The 22225-nt window shown below is 72.1% G+C and carries 8 protein-coding genes; all 8 read left to right on the top strand.

Annotation, left to right across the window (positions count from 1 at the left end; genetic code table 11):
• Window positions 1–131: 131 nt before the first annotated feature.
• The gene (gene sbnA / locus E2651_RS09965; RefSeq protein ID WP_135330692.1) at window positions 132–1127 is read left to right on the top strand and encodes a 2,3-diaminopropionate biosynthesis protein SbnA; all 996 of its coding nucleotides are present in this window, start codon (window positions 132–134) and stop codon (window positions 1125–1127) included.
• On the top strand, window positions 1124–5746 hold the full coding sequence (locus E2651_RS09970) for a non-ribosomal peptide synthetase (RefSeq protein ID WP_135330693.1): 4623 nt from the start codon (window positions 1124–1126) through the stop codon (window positions 5744–5746). Before sbnA ends, E2651_RS09970 begins: the two co-directional genes overlap by 4 nt.
• Entirely contained in the window at window positions 5743–17499 is an 11757-nt protein-coding gene (locus E2651_RS09975) for a non-ribosomal peptide synthetase (RefSeq protein WP_135330694.1), read from the top strand. The genes E2651_RS09970 and E2651_RS09975 overlap by 4 nt, the downstream gene beginning before the upstream one ends.
• Window positions 17496–18314, top strand: a complete 819-nt coding sequence (locus tag E2651_RS09980) for an ABC transporter permease (RefSeq protein WP_135330695.1) — start codon at window positions 17496–17498, stop codon at window positions 18312–18314. Before E2651_RS09975 ends, E2651_RS09980 begins: the two co-directional genes overlap by 4 nt.
• A 98-nt stretch (window positions 18315–18412) precedes the next feature.
• On the top strand, window positions 18413–19639 hold the full coding sequence (locus E2651_RS09985; protein ID WP_135330696.1) for a cytochrome P450: 1227 nt from the start codon (window positions 18413–18415) through the stop codon (window positions 19637–19639).
• Between the two features lie 24 nt (window positions 19640–19663).
• Entirely contained in the window at window positions 19664–19879 is a 216-nt protein-coding gene (locus E2651_RS09990; RefSeq protein WP_135330697.1) for an MbtH family protein, read from the top strand.
• Complete coding sequence (locus tag E2651_RS09995; RefSeq protein WP_209446109.1) at window positions 19876–20844, top strand: ATP-binding cassette domain-containing protein; 969 nt, start codon at window positions 19876–19878, stop codon at window positions 20842–20844. Before E2651_RS09990 ends, E2651_RS09995 begins: the two co-directional genes overlap by 4 nt.
• Before the next feature lie 115 nt (window positions 20845–20959).
• Window positions 20960–21982 (top strand): methyltransferase, encoded by a 1023-nt coding sequence (locus E2651_RS10000; protein ID WP_135330698.1) that lies wholly within the window; start codon window positions 20960–20962, stop codon window positions 21980–21982.
• The last annotated feature ends 243 nt before the right edge of the window (window positions 21983–22225 follow it).

A 22225-nucleotide genomic window follows, 5' to 3' on the forward strand; every position in this document is an offset into this window, starting at 1 on the left:
GCGTAGTCAGTACGTAGGGGTTCGGAGAATTCGGAGAAGATGTCGATGACGGAGTCGCGGCCGGCTTTCTCGGTCATTTTTGGGCGTCGGACCCAACGAGTTCTGTCCGGACGCGGGAAAGCGGTGACGCGATGACGGTGATCACCCGCCCCGAGGAGTTCAACGTCGCGGACCTCTATGTGGCCATGGAGCCCATGTTCGGACGGTCGCTCTATCTCAAGTGCGAGGGCTTCAACTTCGCCGGCTCGGTGAAGCTGAAGGCCGCCCTGGAGATGATCGGCACCGCCGAGCGGGCCGGTGTGCTGCGCCCCGGCACGACCATCGTGGAGAGCTCGTCGGGCAACCTGGGCGTCGCGCTGAGCATCGTCGCGGCGAGCTGCGGCTACGGCTTCGTGTGTGTCACCGATTCGCGCTGCACGCTCGGCGCGCAGCGGCTGATGCGGGCGCAGGGCGCGGAAGTGCGCGTGGTGACCGAGCCGCATCCGGAGCGCGGGCTGCTCGGTGCCCGCCTCGCCTGCGTCGAGCAGCTGTGCCGCGAGAACGACCGGTACGTCTGGCTCGACCAGTACAGCAACCCGGCGAACTGGCTGGCCCACGCGCGCACGACCGGCCCGGAGATCCTCAAGGAATTCCCGGAACTGGACGTGCTGTTCGTCGGCGCGGGCACCACCGGAACGCTCATGGGCTGCGCGCGCTACCTGCGCGAGGAGAAGCCGTCCGCCCGGATCGTGGTGATCGACGCGGAGGGCTCGGTCACCTTCGGGTTCCCGCCCGCGCCGCGGCTGATACCGGGGCTGGGCACCGCGGTGCGGCCCGCCCTGCTCGACCGGTCGTACGTCGATGAAGTGGTCGTCGTGGCCGAACTGGACACCGTGCGCATCTGCCGGACGATGCAGCGCAACGGATTTCTGTTCGGCGGCTCGACCGGGACCGTGGTCGCCGGCGCGCTGCGCTGGCTGGCCGAGCACGCGCCGGGCGGTGACCTCACCGCTGTGGCCATCGCGCCGGACCTCGGTGAGCGCTATCTGGACACCATCTACGACGACGAGTGGGTGACCGAGCACTTCGGGGCCGGCGCGCTGGCTCCGGCCGTGGCGGAGTCCGCCACCACGAGGAGGCAGTTGTGACCGCAGCGCGGCAGCAGCAGACGGCCGATACGCGGACCGTGTTCCCGCTGATGCAGGGTCAGGCGGAGATCTGGTACGACGAACAGTTCTCCGGCGGGACACCGGCCTACAACTCCGGCGCCTGCGTGGACATCCACGGCCCGTTGGACCCCGCGGTGCTCGAGGCCTCCGTAAGGCAGCTGGTGGACGAGGCGGAGTGCACCCGGCTTCGCTTCGTCGAACGGGACGGCCTGCCCCAGCAGACCGTACGGCCACTGCCCGCCCTGCCCATGACCTGGCACGACCTGTCCGCGGAGCCGGACCCCGAGTCCGCCGCGCGGCGGTGGATGAACGCCGACCTGCTGCGTCCGTTCGCGATGACCGACTTCCCGCTGATGCGGCTGGCCGCGCTGCGCATCGGCCCCGAGCGGACCCAGCTGTACTTCTGCATCCACCATGCGATCAGCGACGGCTACAGCCACGTCGTGTACTGGCGCCGGTTCGCGGAGATCTACGCCGGCCGTGCCGTGGGCGGCGACCCGGGCCAGGGCGCGCTGCCGCCGCTGCGGCTGCTGATCGAGGACGAGGAGGCCTACCTCGGCTCACGGTTCGAGGAGCGGGACCGCAGGTTCTGGCGCGACCGTTTTCCGCGGCCCAGCGCGGCGACCACACTGTCCACCCGGTCTCCGGTGGACTCGCTGCCCCGCGCATTCCTGCGCCGTACCCGCGTGTTGGACGAGCGGGTGTCCGGCGCCGTACGCGACGCGGCGACCGAGGCCCGGGTGAGCACCGGCGCGCTCCTGATGGCCGCGACCGCCCTCTACACCCACCGGATCACCGGCGCCCCCGACGTGACGCTGACCGTCGCGGCGAGCGCCCGGACGAGTGCGACCGCCCTCAAGATCCCCGGAATGACCGCGAACTTCCTGCCGATGGCGGTGCGCCTGGACCGCGCGGAGAGCCGCCCGGAACTGCTCCGCCGCACCGCGGCGGACCTCTCCGGACTGCTGCGCCATCAGCGCTACCGGGTCGGCGCGATCCGCCGCGACCTCGGCCTGCGGGCCGAAGACCGCTGGCCGGCCGGGCCGTTCGTGAACATGCTGCCGCTGCTGACCGCGCTGGACCTGGGCCCGTGCACGGCGACCGTCGAGAACCTCACCACCGGCCTGGTCGGCGACATGATGGTGACCACGGTCGACAACCCCGGCGAGCACCTGCAGCTGAACATCAACGGCAACCCGGACCTGTACCACCCGGACGAAGTGGCCGACCACCTCGACCGGTTCGCGGCGTTCCTCGGCCGGTTCGCCGGTGCCCCGGAGCAGACCCCCGTGGGCGAGGTGCCGCTGCTCGACGCGATCGAGGCCGGCCACTACGACCGGATGTCCGCCGGACCGGCCCGCGACGAGCCGTACCTGAGCGTGCCCGCGACGATCCGCGCGATCGCCGCGGAGCAGCCCGACGCGGTGGCGCTGATCGACGGTCCCGATGACGCGCCACGGGAACTGACCTACCGGCAACTGGTCGCGCGGGCCGACGCGTTGGCGCGACGGCTGCCGGACACCGGTCTCGTCGGGGTGCTCGCCGGGCCGGGCGCCGCGTTCGTCGTCGGGGTGCTCGGCACCTGGGGCGCGGGCGCGGCCTACGTACCGCTGGACGTGCGGGCCCCCGCCGCGCGCACCGCGGGCCTGGTGACGGACAACGGCATCAACTGCCTGCTCGTGGACGCCGAACACCTCGAACTGGCCGAAGAGATCGCCGCCGGGACCCGTACCGGCATCGTGCTCCTCGATGACGCCGATGACGACGCCGACGACACCGCCGACGACACCGGCCTCGCCGAACTGCCCGACGACCCGGACGAGTTGGCGTACGTCATCTTCACCTCAGGCTCAACCGGTACGCCGAAGGGCGCGATGGTGCACCACGGCGGCATGGTGAACCACCTGCGCGCCAAGATCGAGGACCTGGACCTGACGCCGGCCGACACGGTCCTGGAGAACGCGCCGCTCACCTTCGACATCTCCGTCTGGCAGTTGCTGGCAGGCCTGCTGGTCGGCGGCCGGGTGCGCATCGTGTCGCGCGACGTCGCCGCCGACCCGAACCTGTTGTTCCCGCTGGTCGTCAAAGAGGGCGTCACCGTGGCCGAGGTGGTGCCGTCGCTCCTTCGCGCCGCCCTCGACTCGTGGGACGCCCTGGAGCGCGGCCCCCGACTGAGCACCCTGCGCCGGCTTCTGGTGACGGGCGAGGCGATGCCCGTCGACCTGTGCCGCCGCTGGTTCCGTCGCGAACCGGAGATCCCGGTACTGAACGCCTACGGGCCCACCGAGTGCTCGGACGACGTCACGCACGCGGTGCTCACCGCCGAGGACGGCGCCACCGGCACGGCGCAGCGCCGGGTTCCGATCGGCCGCGCGATCCGCAACACCTCCCTGTACGTGCTTGACGACGGCCTCAGTGCGGTGCCGCGCGGCGCCATCGGCGAGTTGTACGTCGGCGGCACCGGCGTCGGCCGCGGCTATCTCGGCGATCCGGCGAAGACCGCGACGACGTTCCTGCCCGATCCGTTCGCGGGCGGCGGTGCACGGATGTACCGCACCGGCGACCGGGTGGTCTGGCGGCCGGACGGACAGCTGGAGTTCGTGGAGCGCCGCGACCACCAGGTGAAGGTGCGCGGACACCGGATCGAACTGGCCGAGGTCGAGGCAGCGATGCTCGCACTGCCGCAGGTCCGTGACGCCGCCGCGGCCGTGTCCGGTGAGCCGGGCCGCCAGCGCCTGGTCGGCTACGTGGTGCCCGCCGGTGACGCGCACGCCGATCCCGAACTGCTGCGCGATCTGCTCGGCGCGGTGCTGCCCGAATACATGGTGCCTGCCGTCCTTGTGACGCTGCCCGCGCTGCCGCTCACCGAGCACGGCAAGGTGGACCGCAGGGCGCTGCCCGAGCCGGAGTCGGGCGACGTGACGCGGGCGGGCGCGGGCCGGGCCCCGGAGACACCGGAGGAGGAGCTGCTCTGCCGGCTGTTCGCCGAGGCGCTCGGCCTGCCCGCGATCGGCCCCGACGACAACTTCTTCGACCTGGGCGGGGACAGCATCATCTCGATCCAGGTGTCCAGCCGGATCGGCCGGGAGGAGCTGCTGGTCACCCCGCAGCAGATCTTCAAGCTGAAGACCCCGGCGGCGATCGCGGCCGCGGCGGTGCCGCTGAAGCTGCCGGTGCCGCGCCCGGAGGACGGTGTCGGCGAGGTCGAGCCGCCTCCGGTGACCGCTCAACTGCGCGAGGACCTGGCGCTGTTGACCGCCGACGGCCTGCCCGGCGCGGTCCGCCGCTACGGCCAGTACGTGGTGGTCGAGGTCCCGTCCGGGGTGGACGCCGACCGGCTCGGCCTCGCGCTGCAAGCCGTACTCGACCACCACGACGCGCTCCGCATGCAGGTGGGCGTCCCGGTCGCCGGGCAGTGGGTGATGGAGACCCTGCCGCCAGGGGCGGTGAAGGCGGGCGACGTGCTCACCGAGGCGGGCTCCGCGCCGCTGCCGGAACTCGCGGCGGCCGCCCAGGCCCGCATGGACCCGGAGCGCGGGATCGTCACTCAGGCGGTACTGGTCCGCGGCGAGGGCGGCGACCCCGACCGGCTGCTGTGGCTGGTGAACCACCTGTGCGTGGACGGCGTGTCGTGGCGGGTCCTTGTGCCGGACCTGCGCGAGGCGTGGGAGTCCGCGGCGGCGGACAGGGACATCACGCTCACCGCCGTCGGCACCTCGTACCGCCAGTGGTGCCGCACACTCGGCCAGAGCGCCCGATCCAGCGCCCGACTCGCGGAGTTCCCCGCCTGGCTGGAGCAAGTACGCGACCCGGGGCCACCGCTGGCCGACCGACCGCTCGACCCGCTGCGCGACACGTACGCCACCGGCCACTCGCTGCGCCTGGTCCTGCCGCCCGAGGTGACCCGGCCGCTGCTCGGCCTCACCCCGGCCGCGCTGGGCGTCGAGGTCAACGACGTGCTGCTGACCGCGCTTGGCATCGCCGTCGCCGACTGGCGGCGGCGCACGGGCGAGCCTGCCGGACAGGTCCTGGTGGAGCTCGAGGGGCACGGCCGCGAGCCGATCGCCGACGAGGACCTGGCCCGCACGGTGGGCTGGTTCACGAGCATCTTCCCGGTACGTCTCGACCTGTCGACGGACGGCGCGACGCCGGACTGGGACGGCCTCTGGGCGGGCGGCGACGACCTGGGACGGCTCGCGGCACGCACGTACGCCGCACCGGACCGCGGCCTCGGCTACGGCCTGCTGCGCTACCTCAACGCCCAGACGGAGACCGCCCTCGCACGGTTCGCACCGCCCGAGATCGGCCTGAACTACCTGGGCCGCTTCACCTCGGGTGCCGGGACGGGCGCCTGGCGGCTCGACGGCGGCGGCGCGGTCATCAGCACCGCCACGAGCAAGGACATGCCGCTGCGCCACGTCCTTGCCGTCACACCCGTGACCGAGGACCGGCCGAGCGGGCCACACCTGGTGGCCGACTGGCTCTGGGCCGGCGAGCTGTTCGGCGACGCGGAAGCCGAGGACATCGCGAACACCTGGTTCCGGGCGCTGCGTGCCCTGGTCGACCACTGCGCACTCAACGGTAGGGAGACATCGTGACTCAGTCGGAGAGGGCAGTGGCGGACGGACAGCACGACGTGCACGAGCTCGCGCTCACCCCCTCGGTGCAGCGACTGCGGGACCGGGCCGGCGCACTGCCGGGCCCGGCCGGGCAGTTGAGCGAGTACCTGGTCGTGGACGCCCCGGAGGGCACCGACCTGGCCGCGCTGACCGCGGCCGTGCAGGCACTCCTCGACCGGCACGAGGCGCTGCGGCTGTGCCTGACCGAGCCGTTCGAGGGCCTCCTGACGTCGGGCGTGCTCCCGACGGCCGCGATACGCGCGCAGCGCCTTGTGACCGAGGCCGACGCGGCGGCTGACCTTGCCGAGCTGGCAGCGGCCGCGCGGACCCGCCTCGCGGTGGGCGAGGGCGTCGCGCTCCAGGTGGTGCTCACCGGGCGGCGCGTCCTGATGCTGGCGCACGAACTGGTGGCGGACGCCGCGTCGTGGCGGGTGCTCGCCGACGACCTGCTCGCCGGATGCCGCGACGCCGTCGCGGGCCGGGCGCCGGTGGCCGGCGACGTGCCGGTGCCCTACCGGACGTGGGCGACCGAACTCGCCGAGCAGGCACGCGCCGCGCGCCGCGTACGCGAACTGCCGTCGTGGACCGAACAGCTCGACTCCGACGCCCAGTTGGTGCCGGACGCCGCGCTCGACCCGGCGACGCACACCGTGGCCGCGCTGCGGCACCTCCGCCAGGAGGTGTCCGCGGGGACCAGCGCGGCGCTGCTCTCCGCGCTGCCGTCGGCGTTCCACGCGACCACCGAGGACGCGCTGCTCGCCGCCCTTGCGCTGGCCGGCTCCGCGCACCGCGGCGCGGCCGAGGCGGGCCGCACCGCCGTCCTCGTCGAACTGGACGGGTACGGCCCGGAGCGGCAGGCCGGGGGAATCGACCTCGGCCGTACGGTCGGCCGCTGCACCAGCGGGTTCCCGGTGCGCGCGGATGCCGCCGTGCCCTACGTGGAGGACCTCGCCGCCGGCGACACGGACCTGGACGACGCGGTCAAGCGCGTCAAGGAGCAGCTGCGGGCGCTGCCGGACGGCGGCTCCGGCTACGGCGTGCTGCGCCACCTCAACCCGCAGACCGGTGGGGTGCTCGCCCGGCGCGGGACCCCGCAGGTGCGGCTGCGGTTCGACGGCGAACTGCCGGGCCCGCTGGCCGCCGAGGCGGACCCGGCCACACCGGCCGGCCATGTGGTGACCGTGACCGTGGCGGTGCACGACGGCAGGCTGGTCGCCGACTGGGCGTACCTGCCCGACCTGCTCCCCGGCGGCGAGGACCTTGCCGGGGAATGGCTGCGGCTCCTCGATCTGCTGGCCGAGCACACCGCAACGCCGGGCGCGGGCGGTCGTACGCCGTCCGACCTGACGGTCTCGACGCTGACCCAGCGGGAGATCGAGGGGTTCGAGGCCGACCTCGGCCCGCTCCAGGACGTACTCTCCCTGTCGCCGCTGCAGAAGGGCATGCTGTTCCACGCGGGCCTGCACAAGAACGAGTTGGACGTCTACCACGTCCAAGTGCTCGCGGACCTGACAGGACCGCTGGACCCCGACCGGCTGCGCGCCGCCACGGCACACCTGATGGACCGGCACGTCAACCTGCGCTGCTGCTTCCGCTACAGCGCGACCGGCGAACAGCTCCAAGTCGTCCCCGAGTCGGTCGAACTGCCGTGGTCGGAAGTGGACATGACCGGCGCCTCCGAGGCGGAGCTCGCCGACTTCGCGGCCGCCGACCGGGACCGCGGAGTCGACCTGGCGGCGCCGCCGCTCATGCGGTTCACGCTGATCCGCGTCGGCCCGGACAGACACCGTCTGCTGTGGACGTTCCACCACATCGTGGCGGACGGCTGGTCGACGCCGATCGTGATGCGCGACCTGCTGGCCGCCTACCGAGATGGCGGGGTGCGGTTCGCTGAACCCCGGCCGTACCAGGACTACTTGACCTGGCTGGACAGCCGGGACGGAGAGCGGGCCGAGCAGGCGTGGCGGGCCGCGATGGCGAACGTATCCGAGGGGACGCTGATCTCACCGCACGGCGAGGAAGTCCCGCCGGTTCGCCCCGAGCATCTGTTCTTCGACCTGCCGGCGGAACTGACGTCGGCGGTCACCGAGTTCGCCCGCGGCCGTGACCTCACCCTCGGCAGCGTGATGCACGCCTGCTGGGCGATCCTGGTCGGCCGGCTCACCGGCAGCCGGGACGTGGTGTTCGGCAGCGTGCAGTCCGGCCGCCCTGCCGACCTGTCCGGAGTGGACGAGATGGTCGGCATGTTCGTCAACACCCTGCCGGTGCCGGTACGACTCGACCCGTACCGCTCGTTCGCCGAGGTGGCGGCCGACCTCCAGGACCAGCAACTGGGCCTGGCCGAACACCAGCACCTCGGTCTCGGCGACATCCAGCGGCTTACCGGGATCCGCAAGCTCCTCGACACGTCGGTGACCATCCAGAACTACCCGACGGACATCGCGGAGCTGAGCGCGATCGTGCCGGGCCTCGCGGTGGACGACATCCGCGCCGAGCTCTCCGGCGAGTACTCGATGGCGCTGCTTGTGCATCCGGGCAGCCGGATCAAGCTGCAACTTGCCTACCGTCCCGACCTGTTCGGACCCGCCGACACCGAACGGGTCGCGCGGCGGCTCATCGGGCTGCTCACCACCGTGGTGGACAACGCGGACCGGCCGCTGGGCGCGCTCGACGCGCTCACCGCCGACGAGCGCGGCGACATCGTCGGCCCGTGGGCGGGCTCGATCGCCGAGCGCCGCGTGTGCGACGTGCCGACGCTGTTCGCCGAGCGGGTCGCCGCCGCACCGGACGCACCGGCGCTGAGCTGGACCGACGGCACGATGAGCTACGCCGAACTGGACGCGCGGGCGGCCCGGATGGCGCGCGAACTCATCGCGTCCGGCGCGGGCCCTGACACCCTCGTCGCGCTGGTGCTTCCGCGCACCCCCGAACTCCTTGTGTCGGTCCTCGCGACACAGAAGGCCGGTGCCGCCTACGTCCCGGTCGACCCGCAGTATCCGGCCGACCGGATCGCGTTCATGCTCGACGACTCCCGGCCCGCAGTGATCGTGTCCACCGTGGACATCGGCCGTGAACTGCCGGAGCGCGAGGCCGAGATGATCCTGGTCGACGACCCGGACCGCGCGGCGCGGGTGGCCGCCCGCCCGGCGGGCGACCTGACCGACGCCGAGCGCACCAGGCCGCTGCTGCCCACCGATGCCGCGTACGTGATCTACACGTCCGGCTCGACCGGGCGGCCCAAGGGCGTCGTGGTGGACCACCTCGGGTTCACCAAGATGGTCTTCGACCTCATCGCGCGGTTCGACGTCGTACCGGGCACCCGGATGCTGCAGTTCGCCCCGTCCAGTTTCGACGCGTCGATCTGGGAGTGGTCGATGGCGCTGCTCGGCGGCGGCACGCTGGTGCTGACCGACGAGCTGAGCAGGCTGCCGGGACCGGCCCTGGTCGACCTGATCGCCCAACAGCGGGTCAACCTCCTCGCGTTCCCTCCCGCCGTCGCCGCGGCACTGCCCGACGGCAGCACCCTGCCCGCCGACCTGACCATGGTGGTCGCCGGCGAGGCGTGCCAGAAGGAGGTCGTGACGCGCTGGTCGGACAGCGTCCGGATGTTCAACGGCTACGGCCCGACCGAGACCGTGCTCGCCTCCACCTGCGCGGGCCCGCTGCACGGACCCGAACGCCCGTCGATCGGCCGCCCGCTGGGCGCGCACCGGGTCTACCTCCTGGACTCCGCGCTGCGCCCGGTACCGGCCGGGGTGACCGGGGAGATCTACGTCAGCGGCGGCCTGGCCCGCGGCTACCTGAACCGGCCCGACCTCACCGCGACCCGGTTCGTGGCGTCCCCGTTCGACCCCTCCGGCGAGCGGATGTACCGCACCGGCGACCTGGCCCGCTGGGACGAGCACGGTGTCCTCCACTACGTGGGCCGCGTGGACGACCAGGTGAAACTGCGCGGTTACCGGATCGAACTGGGCGAGGTCGAGGCCGCGTTGCGCGGCGCGCCCGCCGTCGGCGACGCGTCCGTGGTGCTCGGCGCGGACGGCGGCGGCCAACGTCTCGTCGGCTACGTCGTGCCGGTGCCCGGCGGCGAACTGCCGGACGTGGACCTGGTGCGCGAGCACGTGTCCGGGTCCCTTCCCGACTACATGGTGCCCGCCGCGCTCGTCGCCCTTGAGACCCTGCCGCTGACCCCGAACGGCAAGGTGGACCGCGCGGCACTGCCCGAGCCGGGCGCCGTGGAACGGCCCGCCGGCCGCGCCCCGAGGACCCCGCTGGAGAAGAGCCTCACGTTCGTCTTCGCCGACGTCCTCGGCCTGGACTCGATCGGCATCGACGACGACTTCTTCGCCCTGGGCGGGCACTCGCTGCTTGCCACCAAGGTGATCGCCCGGCTGCGGTCGATGCTGAACCTGGAGGTGCCGATCCGGTCGCTGTTCGAGGCGCCCACGGTCGCGGGCCTCGCCCTGCGGATCGGCGGCGCGGCGGCCGCGCGCCCGCCGCTGCGTCCCGCGCCCCGCGACGGCGGGCCGGCCGCGCTGTCCTTCGCACAGCAGCGCCTGTGGTTCCTCGACCGGCTGCAGGAGGACGAGGCCGCCGGCATGTACAACGTGCCGATCGCGGTGCGGCTGTCCGCGGCCGCCGACGAGCCCGCGCTGCGCGCCGCGCTCGCCGACGTCACCACGCGGCACGAGGTGCTCCGTACCGTGTACGCGGACGAGGGCGGCGCCGCCGTGCAGCGGGTCATCGAGCCGCGGCCCGAGGTGCCGGTCACCGTCGTGCGGATCGGGGCCGACGACCTGGACGAAGCGCTCGCGACCCAGGCGGACACCAGGATCGACCTGACCGAGACGCCGCTGCGCTGCGTCCTGTACGAAGTGGACAACGGCGAGCATGTGCTGCTCCTGGTGATCCATCACATCGCCTTCGACGGCGGGTCGATCACGCCGCTGGTACGCGATCTGTGCGCCGCGTACGAGGCGCGGATCGCCGGGCACGCCCCCGAGTGGGCGCCGCTCTCCGTGCAGTACGGGGACTACGGCGGGTGGCAGCGCGACCTCCTCGGGGACACCGACGATCCGGACAGCGTGTCCACGCGGCAGCTCGCCTACTGGCGCAAGGCCCTCGACGGCGTACCGGAGGCGCTGGACGTCGCGACCGACTACCTGCGCCCCGCGGTCTCCGGATACGAGGGCGAGGAGCTGCCGTTCGAGGTCCCGGCGCGGCTGCACAGTGAACTGACCCGGGTCGCGGCCGATCTGGACGCCAGCCTGTTCATGGTGGTCCAGGCCGCGTTCGCGACGCTGCTCACCCGGCTCGGCGCGGGCACCGACATCCCCGTCGGCACACCGGTCGCAGGGCGGGACGACGAGGCGCTCGAGGACCTGATCGGCTTCTTCGTCAACACCCTCGTGCTGCGGACCGACACCGGCGGCGACCCGACGTTCGCCGAACTGGTCGGCCGGGTGCGGGAGACGGACCTGGCCGCGTACGCCAACCAGGATCTGCCGTTCGAGCACCTGGTCGAGGCGCTCAACCCGAACCGGTCACTGACCCGGCAGCCGCTGTTCCAGTACATGCTGACGATGACCAGCCGGGTGGACACGACCGCCGAGGCGGCCGCGCTGTTCGGCTCGGTCGAACCGGTTCCGTTGCGCCGTGCCAAGTTCGACCTGTCGCTGCTGCTCGACGAGTGCTTCGTCGACGGCGAGCCGAGCTCGATGGTCGGCGTCCTGGAGTACCGCACCGAGCTCTACGCACGCAGCACCGCGCAGCGCACCATCGACCGGTTCCTGGCGCTGCTGACGGCGGTTGTCACGGACCCGCACGCCCGGCTGAGCGACCTGGGCGCACTGCCGGCGAAGGAGCAGGCACACGTTCGCGCGCTGGGCACAGGACCGGTCACCGATGAGCGCTACGAGGGCCTGGTGGCCCGCGTCCGGGCGCACGCCGCCGCCCGGCCCGACGCCATCGCGGTGGTCGACCCGGACGGCGCCACCACCACGTACGCGGGCCTGGTCGGCCGGGCCGGCGCACTGTCCCGGCGGCTGACCGGAAGCGAACCGGTGGCCGTGCTGTCCGAACGCGGCGCCGGCCATATCGCCGCCGTGCTCGGCGCGCTGGGCGCGGGCCGGGCGTACGTACCGCTGGACGTCACGTCGAGCCCGAGCAGGCTCGTCGACACCCTGCTGGACTGCGGGGCGAGCCAGTTGGTGGTCGACGAGACCCACAGCGGGCTCGGCACCGAGGTGCTCGGCCTGCTTGCGGCGCAGCACGATGTGCGGGTCGACCCGGTACCGCTGGGGAATCGGGTCGACGACGCCGCCGATCTCGCGCCGGACGTGGACGCCCCGGACGCGCTCGCCTACGTGATCTTCACGTCCGGGTCGACCGGCCGGCCGAAGGCGGTCGCGGTCCACCGCGCGGGCATGGTCAACCACCTGCTCGCCAAGGTCGAGGCACTGGGGCTGACCCCGGATGACCGGCTCCTGCACAACGCGCCGGTCACCGTCGACATCTCCGTGTGGCAGATGCTGACGCCGCTGCTTGTCGGCGGCGTGGTGCGGGTGGTGGACCGCGAAGCGGCCCGCGAGCCGCGTGCGCTGTTCGAGACCGTGCGGGCCGATGACGTCACCGTCCTCGAGGTGGTCCCGTCCCTCCTGTCGGCCGCGATCGACGGGTGGGAGACCGACGGCGTCGAGGTGGACCTCGGCCGGCTGCGCTGGCTGGCGATCACCGGCGAGGCGCTGCCGCCGGACCTGTGCAACCGCTGGCTGACCAGGTTCCCGGCGGTGCCGGTGATGAACTGCTACGGCCCGACCGAGTGCTCCGACGACGTCACCCACGCCGTGATCCACGCGCCGCTGACGGCGGCTCAACGAGTGCCGATCGGCAAGCCGTTGCGCAACACGCTGCTGCATGTGCTCGGCCCCGACCTGCGCCCCGTACCCAGCGGCGCGCCCGGCGACCTGTACGTGAGCGGCGCCGGTGTCGGCGTCGGCTACCTGGGCCTGGCCGCCCGCACCGCGACCGCGTTCGTGGCCGATCCGGCCGCGGCCGACGGCAGCCGGATGTACCGCACCGGCGACGTGGTCCGCTGGGGCGCGGACGGCGACCTGGAATTCCTGGGCAGGCTCGACGACCAGGTCAAGGTCCGCGGGTTCCGGATCGAACTGAGCGAGGTCGAGACCGCGTTGCGCGCGCTGCCCTACGTCAGGGAGGCCGCGGTGCGCGTGGACGGGACGGACGGGGGCACCTGGCTCTCCGGCTACGTCGTGCCCGCTGCGGGCGAGCAGGTGCCGACCACCGCCGTCATCAAGGCCGATCTCGCGGCGGTCCTGCCCGACTACATGGTGCCGTCGGCGGTTTCGCTCCTCGACGCGCTGCCGCTGACGGCCAACGGCAAGGTGGACCGCACGTCCCTGACGGCGATCGAGCCGAGCGCGTCCGTGGAGAGCCGCGAGCCGCGGACCTCGGCGGAGCGCCTGGTGTGCGCCGTGTTCGCGGAGGTACTCGGCCAGACCGGAGTCGGCGTAGACGACGACTTCTTCGAGCTGGGCGGGCACTCGCTCCTCGCGATCTACGCACTGGGCCGGCTGCGCACCGAGATGGGCGTGGACCTGCCGGTTCGCGCACTGTTCGAGGCGCCCACCCCGGCCGCGCTCGCGGCGCTGCTGCCCGAGGCCGAGGTGGCGGGCAGGCCGCCGTTGCGGCCCGCCGCCCCGCTCACCGACGGCGAGCACTGGCCGCTGTCGTTCGCGCAGCGCAGGCTCTGGTTCCTCAACCACATGGCCGAAGGCGGCACCGGCACCTACAACGTGCCCATGGCGGTGCGCTATTCGGGCGTGCCCGACCCCGCCGCGTTCGAGGCGGCGCTCGGCGATGTCGTGGCACGCCACCAGGTCCTGCACACCGTCTTCCCGCAGGACGCCGACGGAGTGCCGTACCAGGTGCCCCAGCCGGAGTTCCGGCCCGGGCTGCGCGTCGTGGACGTACCGGCCGCGGACCTCGCGGCCGAGCTGGCACGCGAGGTGGACCGCGGCTTCGACCTGGAGACCGAGTGCCCGGTACGGGCCCACCTGTACCGCCTCGACGACGGCGAGTCGGTGTCGCTCATCGTGTTCCATCACATCGCGGTGGACGGTGTCTCGACCGGACCGCTGCTGCGGCAGTTCGCCGAGGCGTACACCGCGCGCCTTGCGGGCCGCGCGCCGGACTGGGCGCCCGAGGCCTTGCAGTACACGGACTTCGCGATGTGGCAGCGAGAGCTGTTCGGCTCCGAGCCGGATCCGGAAGGACCGCTGTCCAGGCAACTGGCCGAGTGGGGCGAGGTGCTCGCCGAACTGCCGGACGAACTGGAGCTGCCACGCGACTTCGCGCGGCCCGCGGTCGGCGGCCACGCCGGCGACATGGTCCGCTTCGACCTCGACGCCGAGCTGCACCGCGCGCTGGCCCAACTGGCCCAGGACCACAACAGCACGCTGTTCATGGTCATGCAGGCCGCCGTCGCAGCGCTGCTCGGCAAGCTGGGCGCCGGCACGGACATCCCGCTGGGCAGCACCGTCGCGGGCCGCGACGACGAGGGCCTGCACGACATGATCGGGTTCTTCGTGAACACGCTCGTGCTGCGCACCGACACCAGCGGCGACCCGACCTTCGCGGACCTCCTCGGCCGGGTCCGGGAGACCGACCTTGCCGCGTACGCCCGACAGGACGTGCCCTTCGAGTACCTCGTGGAGGAGCTCAACCCGGCCCGGTCGCTGGCCCGGCATCCGCTGTTCCAGGTGCTTGTGCAGTTCACCGCGGACGACGGCGCGTCGGTGCCGGGGCTGCCGGGCTTCGACTGCCGCGAGGAGCCGCTGCACAACACGCGGCCGAAGGTGGACCTGGCCTTCGACCTGTCCGAGCGGCGGTCCGACGGCACACCGGACGGCATCGCGGGCGCCCTGGTGTACAGCTCGGACCTGTTCACCCGGACCTCGGCACAGCGGCTGGGCGAGCGGCTGATCCGGCTGCTGCGCGCGGTCGCCGAACGGCCGGACGAGCGTCTTGGCTCGCTGACGGTCCTCGAGCCCGGCGAGCGGGAGCGCATTCTGGAGCGGCGCAACGACACCGCGGCCGCCGTGCCGGCCGCGCTGCTGCCCGGCCTGTTCGCCGATTCGGTGCGCCGCGACCCGGACCGGGTCGCGCTGCGCTGCGGCACGGACGTGCTCACCTACCGGGAACTGGACGGGCGGGTCGGCCGGTTGGCCGCCGCGCTCCTCGCGCGGGGCGCCGGTCCGGAGACGGTGCTCGGCATCGCGCTGCCGCGCGGGACGGACCTGGTGGTCGCCGCGCTCGCGGTGGTCCGCGCCGGGGCGGCGTACCTGCCGCTCGATCCCGACCACCCGGCCGACCGCATCCGCTACATGCTCCAGGACGCGCGGCCGCTGTCGGTGATCACCGACGCGGCGACCTCGGCGGCGCTGCCGGAAACGGACGTACCCCTGGTGCTGGTTGATGAACTGGACGAGCCGCACGACGCCGACCCGACGGCCCCCGCGGAGCCCGCCGGGCTGCTGCCGGACCACCCGGCCTACCTGATCTACACCTCCGGCTCGACCGGCCGCCCGAAGGGCGTCGCCGTGCCGCACGGTGCGCTGCGCAATCTGCTGGCCGACATGCGCGGCAGGCTGGCGGTCGCGGCGGGCGAGCGCTTCCTCGCGACCACCACGTTCGGCTTCGACATAGCCAACCTGGAGCTGTTCGTCCCCCTCCTCGCGGGCACCGAACTCGTCCTCGCGGACGGGGCGACGGTACGGGACGCGCAGGCGCTCGCGGCATTGATCACGGAAGAGCGGATCGACGTCATGCAGGCGACCCCGAGCCTCTGGGGCGCGCTGCTCGACGCGGACGCCGACGCGCTGCGAGGACTGCGTGTCATCACCGGAGGGGAGGCGATCAGCGAGCCGCTGGCAGCCGGCCTGGCCGCGGTGGCCCGCTCGGTGCTCAACGTCTACGGTCCGACCGAGACCACGATCTGGTCCGCTTCGTCCGAGGTGGACACCGAACGGGCCGGGGCACCCGCGATCGGCCTGCCGATCGCGAACACCCGGATGTACGTGCTGGATCCCGCGCTGCGACCGGTGCCTGACCGCGTGCTCGGCGAGCTGTACATCGCCGGTGACGGGCTCGCCCGCGGCTACCACGACCGTCCCGGTCTGACCGCGGACCGGTTCGTCGCCGACCCCTTCGGCCCGGCGGGCTCCCGGATGTACCGCACCGGCGACCTGGCCCGCTGGGGCCACGACGGCCGGCTCGAGTACGTCGGCCGCCTCGACCACCAGGTCAAGATCCGCGGCTTCCGCATCGAGCTCGGCGAGGTCGAGGCCGCGCTGCGCGCGCTCCCGGGCGTCCGGGACGCCCTGGTGACCGTCGACGGCGAACGGTCGCGGCTGCTCGGCTACGTGGTGCCCGAGCCGGGCGCCGAACTGGAGCCGGGGAGGCTGCGCGCGCAGCTCGTCGAGTGGCTGCCGGACTACCTGCGGCCGTCCGCGCTGACCGTCCTTGACGCCTGGCCGCTGACTCCCAACGGCAAGGTGGACCGGGCGGCACTGCCGTCGCCGGAGGCGGCGGTCACCGCCCAGCGCGCACCGGAGTCGGTCATCGAGGAGCTGCTCTGCGGCGTGTTCGCGGAGGTGCTCGGCCTGGCCGACGTAGGCGTACTGGACGACTTCTTCGAGCTCGGCGGGCACTCGCTGCTCGCCCCCGGGTTGATCCGCCGCGCCGTGCGGGCCGGGCTCCGGCTTGACATCGCCGACCTGTTCACCCATCGCACGGTCGCCGGGCTCGCCGAGGTCGCGGGCGAGCGGCAGCCGCCCGAGCAGGCGGCGGCGTGGCGGGGCGAGGCCATGGGGCGCGTGTTCGACGACGCGGAGGGTGTCGGGGGCGTCGAGGAACTCGACCCGGTCGCGCCGGTGCTCGCGATCCGGCCGGACGGCGACCTGGCCCCGCTGTTCTTCGTGCACAGCGGCGTGGGTTTCGCGCTGCCCTACATCGGCCTGGCCCGGCACCTGGCGCCCGGTCACCCGGTGTACGGCCTGCAGTCGCCCGCGCTGTCCGGCGCGGCGGAGCTGCCGGAGAGCGTGGGCGAGCTGGCCGACGAGTATCTCGCCCGCATCAGGGAGATCCAGCCCGAGGGCCCCTACCACCTGTTCGGCTGGTCGTTCGGCGGCCTGGTGGTGCAGGAACTCGCGGCCCGGCTGCGGAAGGAGGGAGCGCGGGTCTCCCTCGTGATGAACCTGGACGGTTACCCGGAGCACGAACAACCGGCGGAGCGGCAGTCCGAGTCCGAGATGCTGGTGAACGTCCTGGAAGTGATCGGACACGATCGGGCCCGGTTCGAGGGGCGCGACCTCACCCCGGACGACGTACTGGACGTCCTGCGCCGCGACGAGCATCCGCTGCTCGCGCTCGGCGAGGACCGGGTGCGCCGGATCATGGCGCTGTCCGACCGGCACGGGGCACTGATGCGGGAGTTCGTGCCGCAGCACTACGACGGTGAGCTGCACCTGGTGGTCGCCACCGCCGACCGCGACGACGCGGAGCGGGCGGCGCTCGCCGACCGCTGGCGGCCCTACGTCGCGCAACTCACCGGCCACGCCGTGGACGTCGGGCACGAGTACCTCATGCACCCGGCACCGCAGGCCTGGATCGCCGCCGTGATCAACCGTCTGCTGAAAGGTGGTGCGGCATGACCACGCAAGTGGCGCCGGCCCGGGAGCGCCCGCTGGCGTCGGCCATGATCGAGATCGAGACGGTGGCGGGGCGACGGCTGCGCAGGCTGCGCCGCGCGCCCGGCAGGCTGGTCGGCATCATCATGAACCCGATCATCGTGCTTGTGGCCTTCGGCTATCTGCTCGGCGGATCGGTGGTGGCGCCCGGCAACTCCGACTACACCGAGTACATCTTCGCCGGCGGGCTGATGCAGGTGGGCCTGGCCGGCATCACGCCCACGGCGGTGGCCGTCGCGCTCGATCTGCGCAGCGGTCTCTTCGACCGGCTGCGTTCGCTGCCGATCTCCCGTGCCGGCGTGCTGATCGGCAACTCGATCGCCGACTGGGTGATGGGCCTCCTTGGCATCGCCGTGGTCACCGTCGCGGGCCTGGTCCTCGGCTGGCGCCCGCACGGCGACCCGCTGTCCGTGCTCGCCGGTTTCGGGGTGGCGGCCGCGTTCATCTACGCCATGGTGTGGGTCGGCATCATGCTCGGCCTCCTCTGGCGCAACCTGGAGACCATCGAATCGGTCGGCGGCCTCATCGCGGTGCTGTTCTCGTTCCTGTCCACCGGTTTCATCTCGCCCGACAAGATGCCGGCCCTGGTGCGCCCGATCGCCGAGTGGAACCCGGTCAGCGCCGTGGTCACGGCGGTGCGCGAGCTGTGGGGCAACCCGCAGAACGTCTCCGGGTTCGCCGCCACCCACTCCGCCCTCGTGGTCGTGCTGTCCCTCTCGGCCGTGCTGCTGGTCACCGGCGTGATCAGCATCAGGCGCTACCGGACCAGTACGCACTGACCGGACCAGTACGCACTGACCGGACCAGTACGCACTGACCGGACCAGTACGCACCGAGAAGTCCCACCGAAGGAGTTTCTGATGCAGATGGAGACGTCATGACCGCGCAACCGGCCGACGCGCGCGACGACTTGCGGTTCCCCGACCTGGCCGACCCGCGCACCTTCATCGACGTCGACCTGCCCGCGATGTGGCGCGAGCTGCGCGCCCAAGCGCCGGTCCACTGGAATCCGCCCGCCGACGACCGGCCCGGATTCTGGGCGATATCCCGCTACGACGATGTGCTGGCGCTCTACAAGGACAACAAGCGGTTCACGTCGGAACAGGGCAACGTGCTGTCCACCTTGCTGCAGGGCGGTGACTCCGCGGGCGGCAAGATGCTCGCCGTCACCGACGGCCTGCGGCACCGCGAGACCCGCAAGCTGATGCTGAAGTCTTTCTCCCCTCGGGTCCTCGAGCACATCGGCCAGCTGGTGCGCAGGCGTACCCAGCAGCTGATCGCGGATGTGCTCGGGCGGGAGGCGGACTTCGCCACCGATGTCACCGACCACATCCCGATCAACACCATCGGCGACCTGATGGACATCCCCGTCGCCGACCGCGGCAAGTTGGTCGAGTGGAACAACCGCACCCTCTCCCGCTACGACGAGGACGACTCGCAGCTGGAGGAGTGGCTGGCCCGCAACGAGATCCTGCTGTACTTCGGCGAGTTGGCCAAGCAGCGCCGCAGGTCGCCGGGGGAGGACGTGGTCAGCGCGCTGGCCACCGGTCTGGTGGACGGCGAGCCGCTGTCCGAGGACGAGATCGTCCTCAACTGCTACAGCCTGGTGCTCGGCGCGGACGAGTCAAGCCGGATGTCCTCGCTCGGCGCGCTGATCGCGTTCACCGAACACCCGGACCAGTGGCGGGCCTTGAAGAACGGCGAGGTCAGCATCGCCGACGCCACCGAGGAGGTGCTGCGCTGGACGACGCCGGCCATGCACTTCGGGCGCCGCGCGCTCGAGGACGTACCGGTCGGTGACGAGGTGATCGCCGCGGGCGACGTGGTGACCCTGTGGAACTCCTCGGCGAACTTCGACGAGGACGCCTTCCCGGACCCGCTGCGGTTCGACCTGGGCCGCAAGCCCAACCGGCACGTCGCGTTCGGCCACGGCCCGCACTTCTGCATCGGAGCGTTCCTGGGCCGCGCGCACATTTCCGCACTGCTGGAGGCGTTGCGCGACCAGGTCGCCGAAATCGAACTGCGCGGCGAGCCACGGCGGTTGTACTCCAATTTCGTTTACGGGTACCTGGGGCTGCCGGTCGCATTGACCGCGGAACGGTGAAATCGCGTATAGGAGGAGATGGAAATGAGCGGCAATCCTTTTGATGACGAGAACGGCACTTTCATGGTGTTGGCCAACGCCGAGGAACAGTATTCGCTCTGGCCGTCGTTCGCGGAGGTGCCGGACGGCTGGACCGTCGTGCACGCGGAGAGCACCCGGGCCGAGGCCGTGGAGTACGTGGAGCGGCACTGGAGCGACATGCGCCCCAAGTCGCTACGGGATCGCGCGGCCCAGCAGTGACACATGCCATCAGGGCCGAGAGCCTCGCCCGGCGCTATGGCGGGGTGACCGCGCTTGCGGGCATCGACCTCGAGGTCGAAGCGGGTACGGTCCTCGGCCTGCTCGGCCCCAACGGGGCCGGGAAGACGACCGCGGTCCGCATCCTGTCCACGCTGCTCGAGCCGAGCGGCGGCCGGGCCGAGGTGGCGGGGTTCGACGTGGTCCGTGAGCCGGCGCGGGTGCGCAGCCGGATCGGTCTCGCCGGGCAGTATGCGGCGGTCGACGAACTGCTCACCGGCCGGGAGAATCTGGTGATGTTCGGCAGGCTGCTGCACATGAGCCGGCGGGTCGCGCGGGCCCGCGCGGAGGACCTGGTGCGGCGCTTCGAGCTGACCCGGGCCGCCGACCGCCCGGCGGGCACCTACTCCGGCGGCATGCGCAGGCGCCTCGACCTCGCCAGCTGTCTGATCGGGTCACCGGAGGTGCTGTTCCTGGACGAGCCCTCGGTCGGTCTCGACCCGGCGAGCCGGATCGTCCTGTGGAACACCGTCCGCGGCCTGGTCGACGACGGCATGACTGTCCTGCTCACCACCCAGTACCTGGACGAGGCCGACCGGTTGGCCGACGAGGTCGCGGTGATCGAGTCGGGCCGGGTGATCGCGGCGGGCACGCCGGACGAGCTCAAGCGCAAGGTCGGCGAGGACCGTCTCGAGGTGCAGTTGGTCGCCTCGGCCGGCGCCGAAGAGGTCGACACCACCACCGCGGCGGCGGTGCGCGCGCTCGCCCCCTTCGCCCAGTCGCCGCCCACCGTGGACGGTGTGACCGGGAAGGTCTCGGTTCAGCTCAACGACGGTGCCCAGGGGGTCGGTTCCGCCGCGATCGCGCTCCGCGAGGCGGGCGTGGACGTCGCGGACTTCGTGCTGCGCAGGCCGACCCTTGACGACGTGTTCCTCAACCTGGTCGGCCACTCCGCCGACAACGGCTGAAGCCCGTCGGCGGTCCGGGACTCCCGGCTGCGGACGGGCTCCGCCTTGTGCGTTTCCACCCTGTGCGTTTCCAGATGTCGATGCATTTCCGGTCAAAAAACTCGGAGGATTGGCCATGAGCGAAGTCAGCAGTGTTCGGGTGCGTGAGGCCATGTACGCGGGGTGGCTGAGCGCCGCGGTGTACTGCGCCGCGAGGCTGCGGGTGGCCGATCATCTGGCCGACGGAGAGCGCGATATCGACGAGTTGGCGGAGCGGACCGGCACGCATGCCGAGTCGCTCTACCGGCTGATGCGCGCGCTGGCCGGCGCCGGATACTTCCGTGAGGAGGAGAACCGGCGGTTCGGGACGACCCCGCTGGCCGACTACCTGCGTACCGACACCGAGGAATCGGTCAAGGACCTGGTGCTGTTCTACGGCCGGGAGGTCTACCGCGCCTACGGCGCGCTGCCCGAGGCCGTGCGCACCGGCGACCGCGCGTTCGACATCGAGTACGGCATGCCGCTGTGGGACTACCTGAACACGGTGGAGGACACCGGCGAGGCGTTCCGCAAGGGCATGGGCGCCGCCACCTGGACCGAGCAGCTTCCGCTGCCGCAGACGTACTCCTTCGACGGCATCGACACCCTGGTCGACGTCGGCGGCGGCACGGGCTCGATGCTCGCCGCCGTGCTGCACGAGCACCCCGCGATGAAGGGCGTGCTCGTGGAGATCCCCGCCGGAATCGACCTCACCATGCGGCACTTCAAGGAGGCGGGTGTGCAGGACCGCGTCGAACTGCGCGAGGGCAGCGCGTTCGACGAACTCCCGGCGGGCGACGCCTACCTGATCAGCTGTGTGCTGCACGCGATGGACGACGAACAGAGCGTTCGCGCACTGCGCCGGATGCGGGAATCGATCAGGCCCGGCGGCCGGGTCGTCATCCTGGAGCGCATGGTGCCGGCGGGCAACGAGCCCGGCCTGGCCCGGATGCTGGACCTGACCATGATGCTGATGAACGGCGGCAAGGAGCGCACCGAGGCGGAGTGGCGGACGCTGTTCTCCGCGAGCGGCTTCCGGTTCTCCCGTGCGGTGGAGATGCCCTACTTTCAGGGCGGCGCGGAGCTCTACGCCATCGAGGGAGTGCCCGTCGAGGACTGAAGCCGAGCGAAGGGGCACGTCTCTGACTGCGGGGATCCGGTCTGCCTGGGACCGGATCCCCGCAGGCGGTACACAGGCACGATGAGTGCCCCTGACAAACGGCTGACAAACGGCTGACGCGCCACTGACGAGGTACCAGCGGGTTTTCCACCGATCGAAGGTAGGGCTAGCCCCATGTTCCGGGGCTGCGGAGTTCCGCTAGCGTCATCATTCGCACCGCGCTTGGGCTCCGACCTGTTCATT

The sequence above is a fragment of the Streptomyces sp. MZ04 genome (assembly GCF_004684775.1).
In the GTDB taxonomy this organism is placed as follows: domain Bacteria; phylum Actinomycetota; class Actinomycetes; order Streptomycetales; family Streptomycetaceae; genus Streptomyces.